General features: G+C 72.4%; 14 protein-coding genes. 8 read left to right on the forward strand and 6 right to left on the reverse strand.

The window, feature by feature from the left end:
- Position 1: 1 nt before the first annotated feature.
- The 3 genes from ACFYPS_RS03575 to ACFYPS_RS03585 form a co-directional block, all read right to left on the reverse strand.
- Positions 2-412 (reverse strand): VOC family protein, encoded by a 411-nt coding sequence (locus ACFYPS_RS03575; protein ID WP_387322558.1) that lies wholly within the window; start codon positions 410-412, stop codon positions 2-4.
- Between the two features lie 6 nt (positions 413-418).
- Positions 419-868, reverse strand: coding sequence for a helix-turn-helix transcriptional regulator (locus tag ACFYPS_RS03580; protein ID WP_354965155.1), 450 nt, complete (start codon positions 866-868; stop codon positions 419-421).
- Between the two features lie 88 nt (positions 869-956).
- Entirely contained in the window at positions 957-2588 is a 1632-nt protein-coding gene (locus ACFYPS_RS03585; RefSeq protein WP_387322560.1) for a beta-N-acetylhexosaminidase, read from the reverse strand.
- Between the two features lie 189 nt (positions 2589-2777).
- Here ACFYPS_RS03585 and zwf point away from each other — a divergent pair, with 189 nt between their 5' ends.
- Positions 2778-4157, forward strand: coding sequence for a glucose-6-phosphate dehydrogenase (zwf, locus tag ACFYPS_RS03590; RefSeq protein ID WP_354965157.1), 1380 nt, complete (start codon positions 2778-2780; stop codon positions 4155-4157).
- Positions 4157-4357 (forward strand): hypothetical protein, encoded by a 201-nt coding sequence (locus tag ACFYPS_RS03595; protein WP_354965158.1) that lies wholly within the window; start codon positions 4157-4159, stop codon positions 4355-4357. Before zwf ends, ACFYPS_RS03595 begins: the two co-directional genes overlap by 1 nt.
- A gap of 27 nt (positions 4358-4384) precedes the next feature.
- Here the strand turns inward: ACFYPS_RS03595 and ACFYPS_RS03600 are convergent, their stop codons facing one another.
- Entirely contained in the window at positions 4385-5104 is a 720-nt protein-coding gene (locus tag ACFYPS_RS03600; RefSeq protein ID WP_387322563.1) for a VOC family protein, read from the reverse strand.
- A gap of 316 nt (positions 5105-5420) precedes the next feature.
- Between ACFYPS_RS03600 and ACFYPS_RS03605 the strand changes: the two genes are divergently transcribed.
- Together ACFYPS_RS03605 and ACFYPS_RS03610 are read left to right on the forward strand one after the other, a co-directional pair.
- Entirely contained in the window at positions 5421-6842 is a 1422-nt protein-coding gene (locus ACFYPS_RS03605) for an OFA family MFS transporter (protein WP_354965160.1), read from the forward strand.
- Positions 6839-6964: a hypothetical protein gene (locus ACFYPS_RS03610; RefSeq protein WP_269458402.1), complete on the forward strand. Its 126-nt coding sequence runs from the start codon at positions 6839-6841 to the stop codon at positions 6962-6964. The genes ACFYPS_RS03605 and ACFYPS_RS03610 overlap by 4 nt, the downstream gene beginning before the upstream one ends.
- Before the next feature lie 44 nt (positions 6965-7008).
- On the opposite strand, the gene ACFYPS_RS03615 is transcribed toward ACFYPS_RS03610, so the two are convergent.
- Complete coding sequence (locus ACFYPS_RS03615; RefSeq protein WP_354965161.1) at positions 7009-7737, reverse strand: SDR family oxidoreductase; 729 nt, start codon at positions 7735-7737, stop codon at positions 7009-7011.
- A gap of 86 nt (positions 7738-7823) precedes the next feature.
- On the opposite strand from ACFYPS_RS03615, the gene ACFYPS_RS03620 reads away from it, so the two are divergent.
- The 4 genes from ACFYPS_RS03620 to ACFYPS_RS03635 all read left to right on the forward strand — a co-directional run bounded on the left by ACFYPS_RS03620 (position 7824) and on the right by ACFYPS_RS03635 (position 10222).
- Entirely contained in the window at positions 7824-8657 is an 834-nt protein-coding gene (locus tag ACFYPS_RS03620) for a patatin-like phospholipase family protein (protein WP_387322565.1), read from the forward strand.
- A gap of 45 nt (positions 8658-8702) precedes the next feature.
- Positions 8703-9164 carry a peroxiredoxin gene (locus ACFYPS_RS03625; RefSeq protein ID WP_354965163.1) on the forward strand — a complete coding sequence of 154 codons (462 nt, stop codon included), beginning with the start codon at positions 8703-8705 and terminating at the stop codon, positions 9162-9164.
- 83 nt (positions 9165-9247) lie between these two features.
- Positions 9248-9937: a hypothetical protein gene (locus ACFYPS_RS03630; RefSeq protein ID WP_354965164.1), complete on the forward strand. Its 690-nt coding sequence runs from the start codon at positions 9248-9250 to the stop codon at positions 9935-9937.
- An 87-nt stretch (positions 9938-10024) separates the two neighbouring features.
- The gene (locus ACFYPS_RS03635) at positions 10025-10222 is read left to right on the forward strand and encodes a hypothetical protein (RefSeq protein WP_354965165.1); all 198 of its coding nucleotides are present in this window, start codon (positions 10025-10027) and stop codon (positions 10220-10222) included.
- Here ACFYPS_RS03635 and eis read toward each other — a convergent pair.
- On the reverse strand, positions 10213-11403 hold the full coding sequence (eis, locus tag ACFYPS_RS03640; RefSeq protein WP_387322568.1) for an enhanced intracellular survival protein Eis: 1191 nt from the start codon (positions 11401-11403) through the stop codon (positions 10213-10215). The genes ACFYPS_RS03635 and eis overlap by 10 nt on opposite strands.
- Positions 11404-11568 lie beyond the last annotated feature (165 nt).

Here is an 11568-nt window from a genome sequence, read left to right on the forward strand (position 1 = left end):
CTCAGCGCAACTCCTGGATGCGGATCATGTTGCCCGCCGGGTCGCGCAAGGCGCAGTCGCGGACGCCGTACGGCTGCTCGGTCGGCTCCTGGACGACCTCGGCGCCGCTGCCCTCCAGCTTGGCGAAGGTGCCGTCGAGGTCGGTGGTGGCCAGGTTGACGCCGAAGAAGCTGCCCTTGGCCATCATCTCGAGGATGGTGCGGCGCTCGTCGTCGGTGAGGCCGGGGCTGGCGGTCGGCGGGTGCAGGACGATGGAGGTGTCGGGCTGCCCGGCGGGGCCGACCGTGATCCAGCGCATGCCCTGGTATCCGACGTCGTTGCGGATCTCGAACCCGAGGATGTCGCGGTAGAAGGCCAGGGAGGCGTCCGGGTCGGTGTGCGGAAGGAAGCTCGAGTGAATGGTGATGTCCATGGCGGATCACGCTAGTTGCGGCTGGGTGGCCCGCGCTTCTCGATTCCTGATCGGTCTGGTCACCTGTTTGGCCACGCACGCGGGCATCCCGGCCGTCGCGGCCGCCGCCTCGTCCCGGTAGACGCTGGGCGGCACGCCGACGAGTTCGGTGAAGCGGGTGCTGAAGGTGCCCAGCGACGAGCAGCCGACCGTGAAACAGACATCCGTGACAGTGAGGTCGCCGCGGCGCAGAAGCGCCATGGCGCGTTCGATGCGCCGGGTCATCAGATAGGCGTACGGCGACTCGCCGTACGCGAGCCGGAACTGGCGGCTGAGGTGCCCGGAGGACATGTTCACGCCGCGGGCGAGCGCCTCGACGTCCAGCGGCTGGGCGTACTCCCGGTCGATCCGGTCGCGGACGCGGCGCAGGCGTGCGAGGTCGCGCAGGTGCTGCGTCTCATCAGGTCTGCTGGTCACGTACGTGATCGTGCCACGTCGTGCCGACATCGCCCAGCAGGACGGCGGGGTCCGGGCCGCCTCGGACCCGGACCCCCGTGTCATCCGGTCAGAGCCATGGCACCTGCGGCGATGGGTAGAAGTCGACCTCCTGCAGGCGCCACCGGGGTGCCTGTTCCCCCAGCCGGGTCCGGAACGACTCCCAGTCGTGGCTGGCCGCCGTCGACCAGCCCAGTTCGGCGATCGCGGGCAGGCGCGGGAAGGCCATGTACTCGATGTCGTCCAGGCTGCGCAGCGTCTCGGACCACAGCGGCGCCTCGACGCCGAGGACCGCGTTCTCGCCGACGCCGGTCACCCGGGTGGCCGGGTCCCAGCCGTACGCGTCGGACACCTCGATGAGGCCGGCCCACCGCAGCCCCAGGCGGGTGTTGGCGTCGTACTTCATGTCCAGGTATGCCTTGTTGGCCGGTGACATGATCACCTTGTTGCCCCGGGCGGCGGCCTCGACCAGGTCGGCGTTGGTGGTGCCGGTGCCCCAGAACTGCGCCACGACGTCGGTGGGCGGGTCGACCTGCACGACCTCGTTCCAACCCGAGGCGCGCTTGCCGTACTTCGACACCAGCGGCAGGACCCGTTGCATGAACGTGCGGTAGTCCTCGTCCGTGGTGGCGTGCGCCTCGTCGCCGCCGATGTGCAGGTAGGGCCCGGGGGTGATCGCGGCGAGTTCGCGGATGACGTCCTCGACGAACCGGTAGGTCAGGTCGTCACCGATGCACAGCGAGCTGTAGCCGACGGCCGTGTCGGTGCGCGGGGCCGGTGCGACGCCGTCGCAGTTGAGCTCGGGGTAGGTCGACTGGGCGGCGTTGGTGTGCCCGGGCATGTCGATCTCGGGAACGATGGTGATGTGTCGGGCGGCGGCGTAGGCGACGACGGCCTTGTAGTCGGCCTTGGTGAGGAACCCGGGCCCGACGCCGTCGACTCCGGTGCCGGGGCCGCCGCCGACGGTGGTGAGCCGGGGCCAGGAGTCGATCTGGATCCGCCAGCCCTGGTCGTCGGTCAGGTGCAGGTGCAGGTAGTTGATTTTGTACTGACTGAGCAGGTCCACGTACTCGGTGATCTCGTCGACGGTGTGGAAGTGCCGAGCCAGGTCGAGCATCGCCCCGCGGTACGCGAAGCGCGGGTAGTCCACGATTCGTCCGCCGGGCACGGTCCAGGTGACCCGTTGCCGGTTGGACGCCTCGATCTCGGCGGGTAGCAGTTGGCGCAGGGTCTGCGTGCCGGCGTACAGCCCGGCCGGGGTGTTGGCCCGGATCGTCACGCCGTGGCGGGTGACGTCGAGCTGGTAGCCCTCCTGGCCGACGCGCCCGTCCGCTCCCCCGATGACCAGGGCGATCTCGGGCAGCGGCGTCGAGCGCACGGGCAGCACCGGCAGGGGGTAGCCGGTCGCGGGGCGCAGCGTGTCGGCGAGTTGCCGCCCCACCTGCCAGGCGGCGGCCGAGCCGGGTGAGGTGCGGATGACCGTCAGGGGGCTCAGGCGGAATGTGCCCCGGGCGTCGGGGTGGGTCTCGACGGGCGCGGGGACCACGTCGTCCAGGTGGCGGGCCGGGGCGGTCGGCGCGGCGACGGCCGGGGCTCCGGGCAGGATGAACGGCAGTCCGAGTGCGGCTATGACCAGCAGCCGCGTCATGGTGGGTCGGCGACGCACGGATACCTCCAGGCCTTCGTCGTGATCGGCGGTCATCGATCAGACCCGCACGCTACCCGCGCCGCACCTGGACTGTAAACCTTCCTTATCGTCCGGGCCGGTCCAGCCGCAACCCGGCGCGGCCCTGTCGCTGTCCCCACCCGGGCCGTCCGGCGGGGAATTCCGAGGTGGGCCGGGAGGTTCTCCGGTGGGAAGATCAGGTTCACTCGATCGGATGGAAGTGTCATGCAGGTGCGCTCAGACGCGGTGGTGCTGTTCGGCGTCACGGGAGACCTCGTCTCGAAGAAGCTCTTCCCGGCGCTGTACGAGCTGACCCGGCGCGACCGCCTCGATGTCCCGGTGATCGGCGTGGCACGCTCCCCCTGGGATGATCAGCAACTCGTCACCACCGCCCGCAAGTCGATCGCCGAGGCCAACGACGAGATCGACGACGAGGCCTTCGACGCGCTGGCGCGGAACCTCTCGATGATCTCCGGCGACTACGCGGACCCGGTGACGTACCAACGGCTGGCCGAGCGCCTGCGGGGCGCCGAGCGTCCGATCTTCTACCTGGCGATCCCCCCGGCGGTGTTCGGCTCGGTGGTCGAAGGCCTGGCCGCGGCCGGGCTGGCCGAGCGGGGCCGGGTGATCGTGGAGAAGCCGTTCGGGCGTGACCTGGCGTCCTCGCACGAGTTGGACCGCACGCTGCGCGCGGCGTTCGACCCCGAGCGAGTGTTCCGCATCGACCACTACCTCGGCAAGGAAGCCGTCGAGGGCCTCTACGCCTTCCGGTTCGCCAACCGGCTGTTCGAGCCGCTGTGGAACAGCGAGCACATCGACAACATCCAGGTGACGCTCGCGGAGGGTTTCGGCACCCAGGGCCGTGCCGGCTTCTACGACACGGTGGGCGCCACCCGCGACGTGCTCCAGAACCACATCCTGCAGGTCGTCGCGCTGATCGGCATGGAACCGCCGGTCGCCGACACCACCGACGCGTTCCGCGAGGCGGAGGTCGCCGTGCTGCGGCAGATCGAGCCGCTGTCGCCGGAGTCCACCGTGCGGGGGCAGTACGCCGGCTACCGGGACGAGCCGGGCGTGCGGCCGGACTCGAACACGGAGACGTTCGTGGCGACCCGGTTGACGGTCAACTCCCGCCGCTGGGCGGGTGTGCCCATCTACCTGCGCACCGGCAAGTCGCTGCCGGGGACGGCGACCGAGGTGGTGGTCGAGTTCAAGCAGCCGCAGCGCTCCCTCGTGCGCGCCGAGGGCGGCGCCGGGGCCGCCGCGAACCTGCTGCGGTTCCGGCTCGGCCGCGGCGACGGCATCACGATGTCGATCCAGGCGAAGAGCCCCGGCGCCGAGGTGGCGAGCCGTCCGGTGGACCTGTCCGTGGACTTCGGCGCGGCCCTCGGGCACCGCCAGGAGGCGTACGAGCGGCTGCTCGACGACGCGATGGACGGGCAGCATCTGCGCTTCGCCCGCGAGGAGACGATCCAGCAGGAATGGCGCATCGTCGAGCCGATCCTGGACCTGGCGGCGCCGGTGCAGACGTACGACAAGGGCACCTGGGGTCCCGCGGACGCCGACGCCCTCGCTGGCGGCTGGCACGCCCCGCAGCTGCGGTGATGGTGGAGGACAGGGCGCGCGCACTCTTGACGGCCCGGGCGGCGGCTGCGGCGCAGGCCGGCTGCCGGTGGGTCACCGCCGAGACGGGCAAGCCAGCGCCCGGCTCGTCCAACCCGTCGCTGAACAACATGCTCCGGGTAGGCCTCACGCCCCTGTACGAGCGGCGCAACTGGATCTGGCGGGCGGACCCGGCCAGCTAGCAGCGTGCAGGGCTGCCCGACGAGGCACTAGGCCAGTGTCGCCGCGATGTCGGCACAACTCTGGAGTGCCCCCGACGCCCGCTCGGCCTCATCCGTGCTCAGCTCGACGCGGTCGATGCGGGTGAGCATCTGCGCAGCCGTCGCCGGCTCGTGCAGCACCACCGCCACTTCGGCGCGATAGGCGAGAGCCTCCACCAGCGCGACCGGGTCGTCCCCCGTTTCGAAACGGGCCAGAGCACTGTCGAGGATCCGGGCGGCTTGCGGGAAGTCACCCTTGGAATCCCCCTGCACGACAGCGTTCGCCAGAGCTTTGTCGAGCCGTCCAGTCGGCCCGGGCGCCGGTGTGGGGCTGACAGCCGCGTTCTGAACGACGCGGATCCAGTTGCCTCCCGGGTCGATGACGCTGAACCCGCTGAGCCCGTCATAGTTCTTCCGTGCCCGGGGCCTGGTCATTCGCGGTGTCCCGGAGATCAGCACCTTTCCGTACGCGGCCCGCATTCCCGCAGCGAACGCCTGATACAGCTCACCAGTGTCCGACGTCAGCACCAGGCACGAGCCGTAGGACTGCTCCGGATCGAACCCCGGCATCTCGAAAAAGTGCAGATGCAGGTCCGCACGCCGCAGCGCCACGTACGGGTTGGGCTTACGTTGCCGATGCGTGGTCCGGAAACCGAGCACCTGGTAGAACGCGACGATGTCGTCGATGGACGCGCAGGGCAGCAGCGGAACGGTCACCTCGTTGGCCATCCGTTCTTCGTAGCCGCTGCCGCGCAGCCGCCGCACATGGATTTGGCCGATCGTCGTCCGGGGTCGACCAGAAGGCGGAGGTAGCGAGGGGCGCCGGCGCCGGTGCAGACGTACGACAAGGGCAGTTGGGGTCCCGCGAACGCCGACGCCCTCGCCGGCGGCTGGCACGCCCCGGATGACGATCGGACGCCTGGCGGGCTGACTGACCGCTCAGCTCACCGTACCGACCGTCCGGCGCTGGTGAGGTTTGCTCCTGCCCTGCGGTGTGGGGAAGTGATGAGCAGGTTTCTCGCCCGCTTCGGAGAGGAAGCAGCTCATGCTTTCCGCACTCGATCGTCGGCACACCGTCGCGCCGCCCGGGTACAGCCGGTGGCTCATACCCCCCGCGGCGTTGGCCATCCACCTCTGCATCGGCCAGGTCTACGCGACCAGCGTCTACAAGAACTCGCTGATCGCCCACTTCGACACCAGCCAGACCGCGATCGGGGTGATCTTCAGCATCGCGATCGTCATGCTGGGGTTGTCCGCCGCGGTCGCCGGGACATGGGTGGAGGCGAACGGGCCGCGTAAGGCGATGTTCGTCTCCGCCTGCTTCTGGGCGGCGGGCTTCCTGGTGGGCTCACTGGGCATCGCCACGAAGCAACTGTGGCTGCTGTACCTGGGCTACGGCCTGCTCGGCGGCATCGGCCTGGGGATCGGGTACATCTCCCCCGTCTCCACGTTGATCAAGTGGTTCCCGGACCGCCCCGGGTTGGCGACCGGCCTGGCGATCATGGGCTTCGGTGGTGGGGCGATGGTGGCCTCTCCCCTGTCCCGGCAGTTGCTGTCGTTCTACGACCCGGGTTACGACCCGGCCAACGCGGGATCGACGGCGTCGGGCAGCGCCCTGGTGTGGCTGTTCGTGACGCTCGGCCTGGGCTATTTCGTGATCATGATGTTCGGGGTGGCGAACGTGCGGGTGCCGGCACCGGACTGGCGCCCGGCCGGCTTCGACCCGGCGACGGTGGCGTCCAAGCCGCTGGTCACCACGGCGAACGTGTCGGCGGCCAACTCGGTCAAGACCCGGTCGTTCTGGCTGCTGTGGGTGGCGCTGTTCTGCAACGTGACGGCGGGCATCGGAATCCTGGAACAGGCCAGCCCGATGATCCAGGACTTCTTCCGCGACAACGGCACGTCGGCGGTGTCGGTGGCGGCGGCCGGCGGGTTCGTCGGCCTGCTGTCGCTGTTCAACATGGCCGGCCGGTTCGCCTGGTCGTCCACCTCGGACGTGATCGGCCGCAAGCCGATCTACATGGTGTATTTGGGCGTCGGGATGGTGCTGTACGCGCTGCTGGCCCTGATCGGGCAGACGGCCACGGCGCTGTTCGTGCTGCTGGCCTGCGTGATCCTGTCGTTCTACGGCGGCGGGTTCTCCACGGTGCCGGCGTACCTGCGGGACCTGTTCGGCACGTACCAGGTGGGCGCGATCCACGGTCGGCTGCTGACCGCCTGGTCGGCGGCGGGGATCGCGGGCCCGCTGATCGTCAACGGGTTCCTCGACGCGCAGGGCGAGCCGGGCACCCTGACGGCGTCGGCGTACCGGCCGGCGCTGTTCACGATGGTCGGCGTGCTGGCGGTGGGCTTCGTGGCGAATCTGCTGATCCGGCCGGTGCCGGAACGGTTCCACGAGCCGCCCACCGACCGGGACGGCGCCGAGGACACGGCGCCGGTGGCGGCGGAGAGGAGTGGCACCCGATGAGCGAGAACGGACGGCCCGGGCAGCAGGCCCGGTTGTGGATCTCCTGGTTGGTGGTGGCGGCGCTGCTCGGCTACGGGGTGGCGCAGACGGTGATCACGGCGGCGAAGCTGTTCACCCACTGATCCGGGTGTGGGTGCCGCATCCGCGCGGCACCCACACCGGTCGGTCACAGACCGCCGGAGACGCGCAGCACCGTGCCGGTGGCGTACGAGGCGTCCGGACCGAGCAGCCAGGCGATGGCGGCCGCGACCTCGTCGGGCTCGCCGGCGCGGCCGAGCGGGATACGACCGACGGCGGTGTCGGCGCGGTCGGGTACGCCGGAGTCGGCGTGGATGTCGGTGCGCACGATGCCGGGGGCGACCGCGTTGACTCGGATGCCGCGCGGGGCGAGTTCCTTGGCCAGGCCGATGGTGAGGGTGTCGGTGGCGGCCTTGACGGCGGCGTAGTGCACGTACTCCCCGGGGCTGCCGAGGGTGGCGGCGGCGGACGAGACGTTGACGATGGCGCCGCCGTCGGCCAGCCGGCGGGCGGCCTGTTGGGCGCAGAGGACGTAGCCGACGAGGTTGACGTCGACGACCCGGCGCAGGTCTTCGACACGCAGCTCGGTGAAGGGCCCGATGGGGCTGGTGACGCCCGCGTTGTTGACCAGGCCGGTGAGCGGGCCGAGCTGCGCGGCGGCGTCGAACAGGGCGTCGACCTGGTCCGGGTCGGTGGTGTCGGCGCGTACCGCGGTGGCCCGCACGCCGGTGGCCCGCAGGTCGGCCAGCACGGCGTCGGCGGCGGCGTGGTCGCGGCGGTAGCACAGGGCGATGTGGTGGCCTGCCGCGGCGAGACGGCGGGCGGTGGCCGCGCCGATGCCGCGACCACCACCGGTGATGACGGTGACAGGTGCCACGGTGCCCCCCGAGTTTCTGACGGCTGCGTGCCGGCCCCGCCGACGCTACCGTGACCGCGCGGACCGGTCGTCGAGAGGAGAGTCACATGGAGCGCGCGTTGGTGCTCGGCGGTGGTGGGGTCACGGGCGTGGCCTGGGAGCTGGGGCTGCTGGCGGGGCTCGCCGAGCGGGGCGTCCCGGTGACCGAGGCGGACCTGGTGGTGGGCACATCGGCGGGCTCGGTCGTCGGGGCGCAGATGTGCTCGGGGGTGCCGCTGGAGCAACTGTACGAGGCGCAGTTGGCGCCGCCGTCGGGCGAGCTGACGGCGCGGCTGGGCTTGGCGGTGCTGGCGCGGATGGTGTGGGCGGGTGCCCGGACCCGCGACGCGGTGCGGGCGCGGGCGCGCATCGGTGCGATGGCGGTGGCGGCGCGTACCCCGTCGGAGGCGTCCCGCCGCGCCGTCATCGAGGCCCGCCTGCCGACGGCTGAGTGGCCGCAACGGCGGCTGCTGGTGACCGCGGTGGACGCGTCCTCGGGTGAGTTCGTGGTGTTCGACGGCGACAGCTCCGTGTCCCTGGTGGACGCGGTGGGTGCCAGTTGCGCGGTGCCCGGCGTGTGGCCGCCGGTGACGATCGGCGCGCGCCGCTACGTCGACGGCGGGATGCGCTCGACGGTGAACGCCGACCTGGCCGCGGATGCCCGACGGGTGCTGGTGATCGCGCCGACGTCGGGGGCGTTCGGGCCGATGCCGCGGCTGTCGGCGCAGGTGGCCGGGTTGCGGGCGGCCGGGTCGCGGGTGGTGGTGGTGACGCCGGACGCGTCGGCGCGCAAGGCCATCGGCCGCAACGTGCTGGATCCGGCGCGACGGGCGGGATCCGCGCGGGCCGGACGGGCGCAGGCCGCGGTGGTGGCGGACGAGGTGGCGGCCCTCTGGGTGTGATCGCTTACGCTCACCGCCTGTCTGGTCCGACAACGGAGGTGCGCGGTGGCGGGTGTGGGTGTCGGCGACGTCGTGGAGGACTTCGAGCTGCCCGATGAGACGGGCACGCCCCGGCGGCTGTCGGAGTTCCTGACGGCGGGGCCGGTGGTGCTGTTCTTCTACCCGGCGGCGATGACCCGGGGCTGCACGGCCGAGAGCTGCCACTTCCGGGACCTGGCGGCGGAGTTCGCGGCGGTCGGCGCCACGCGGGTGGGCATCAGCCGCGACAGCGTGGCCAGGCAGGCGGAGTTCTCCACGCTGCACGGCTTCGACTATCCCCTGCTGTCGGACGAGGACGGGACGGTGGCGCAGCGGTTCGGGGTGCGCCGGCGGCTGCCGTTGGGGCCGCTGAGCACGAAGCGGATGACGTTCGTGATCGGCGCGGACCGGCGGGTGATCGAGGTGATCCACAGCGAGGTCAGCATGAACGACCACGCCGACCGGGCGCTGCGGGCGTTGGGCGGCTGAGCGGGTGTGAGCCCCGTGCGGTGGGTGTCGCAGTCGGCTGGTATCAAGACAGCAATCAAACAGGTGTACGGAAGAGGGTTGTGATGGATGCCGGCCAGGGTTTGTCCACTGACGAGGTGCAGAGCCTGCGGGATGCGTTGGCGGCGGGCCGCCGGCCCCGGGTGGTGTTCACCGCATCGGCGGGGCAGATCGCCGGTCAGATCGGCCAGGTGGTCGAGCTGACCGATCCCGAGGTGTCCGACGAGTTCGTGGTGGTGCGTTTCGGCCGCGACGAGTTGCCGTTCTCCCCCGCGGATCTCGCGGTCGCGCCGAAGGGCGCCGGGCGTCGGGTCGCCGAGCCGAAGCCGGAGCCGCCGGCGCAGGAGCAGCCGGCCGCGGTGGTGGAGCCGGAGTTCGTGTTGGACACGCCGCGGGTGCCGACGCCGCGGCGGGAGGAGCCGAAGGTGGAGCAGGTGGAGAAGGCGCCGGCGCGGCGGGCGGTCAAGGCCGTGAAGCCGAAGGGCCCCGCGGGCCTGACGGTGACGTTGGCGTACGCCGAGGGTGAGTGGACGGTCGCCGCGCAGCAGGGCAGCAAGGCCCTGGCCAAGCCGTACGTGGTGAAGCCGGCCGAGGCGTTGAAGATGGTGGCGCTGGTCGACGTGCCGGGTGTGCAGGAGGCGGTGGAGCAGATCCTCGGCACCGAGCGGGCTGAGGCGGAGCAGCAGGCGGAGAAGCTGCGCGCCGAGCTGGCCGAGATCGAGGCGCGGCTGGCGGAGCTGCGCGAGGCCCGCTGACGGCTCCGGCGGGTCGGGGGCTCGTACGACGAGCCCCCGACCGGCCAGGTCGGCGACCGCGCGCCAGCGGGCGCCGAGGAGCCGCGGGTGTGGCTCACCGACGCCGGTCACGCCGTGCAGGGTCGCGTCTCCGACGCCGTCGCGGGCATCACCGCCCGGCTGTACGCGGACCTCCCGGCCGACGACTCCAGCGCCGCCGCCCGGGTCCTCACCCTGGTCACCCAGCGCGCGAACGCCGAACTGGCAGCGATCCCGGGCGTCGCCGCGACGGTCGGTCAGAAGTAGTCGAGCAGCTGCGCCGGGCCTCCGGCGCCCAGCAGATCCAGGGCGTCCGGGTCGGCGCCGGCGGCGTGCAGCAGGCCCGCCTCGGCGACCGACCGGGCGCGGGCGGCGCCGGCGTAGAGCAGCGCGAAGCCGCGCACGTCCAGCCGCAGGTCCGCCTCGCCACCGATCCGGGTCAGCTCACCGGCGCCGTCGGCGACGCTCAACCGCCAGGTGCCGGCGTTCCAGTCGGCGACGGCGTCGGCGAGGGTGAACTCGACGGCGCCGCGGGCGTGGGCCGGCCAACCACGCATGCGGACCGCCCGGGCCACGTCCACCGGCCGGTGCATCCACAGGTTCCGTTCGTGCTCGCGGACCAACTCCAGCGGCAGGTGGACGCTCACGGCGTCGCCGTCGAGCGGGCACAGTCGCAGGGTCGGTGCGACGCTGGCCCAGCTGCCGAGCACGCCGACGAGTTCCCGGGCGGCCTCGGCGGTGGTCGCCAGGGCCTCGTCGACGGTCAGCACCGAGTCGGCGCCGTAGCCACGGCCCCGTTCCCAGCTGGCGTAACCCACCAGGTCGCCGCCGTCCTCGACGAGGGTGAGCGCGTCGCCGGGCAGGCCGCGGTCGGCGGCGAAGAAGTCGAACAGCTCGCCCCGGCGGGTCAGCGGGCCGTTGCGGTGCCGGGTGACCCGCTCGTACAGGGCCATGACGGCGGGCAGGTCGGCGGGCGTGCCGGCCCGGACGGTCAACCGGGGATCCGGCCGGTGCCGGGGCAGCGCGGCGGTGGCCAGGTCGACGGTGCGCAGCACCCCGGCGGCCTCCCAGCCGCAGGCACGGTAGGGGGCGGCGACGGTCGGGTACAGCGCGCTGATCGCCGCGCCGCGCTCGCGGGCGCCCCGCAGCAGGGCGGTGAGCATGCCGCGGGCCACGCCCCGGCCGCGGGCCTCGGGGGCGACCGCCACGCCGCCGACGTCGGCCGCGGGCACGGCCCGCCCGGACCACCACTGGTCGTGGTGCAGGTCGACGGCCTTGCCGACGAGCCGGCCGGTGTCGTCGAACGCGCCGTAGCGGGTCAGGCCGGGCACCGTGGCGGTGGCGTGCGATGGGCGCTGCGGGTCGGACCCGAAGGCGAACCGGCCCAGCTCCCAGGCGTCGGCCAGGTCGTCGGCGGTGAGTTCGCGTACGTGCACGGTGGCGGGCATCGGAACACCCTAGCGGGATGGATCTTCGGGGGGCCGCCGAATTAACGGCCGGGGGGGGGGGGGGGGGCCCCCCCCCCCCCCCCCCCGGGCGGGGGGGGGGGGGGTGGGGCCCCCCCCCCCCCCGGCGGGCCCCCCCCCCGGGCCCCCCGGGGGGGGGCGCCCCCC

The organism is Micromonospora sp. NPDC005087 (assembly GCF_042872965.1).
Classification (GTDB): domain Bacteria; phylum Actinomycetota; class Actinomycetes; order Mycobacteriales; family Micromonosporaceae; genus Micromonospora.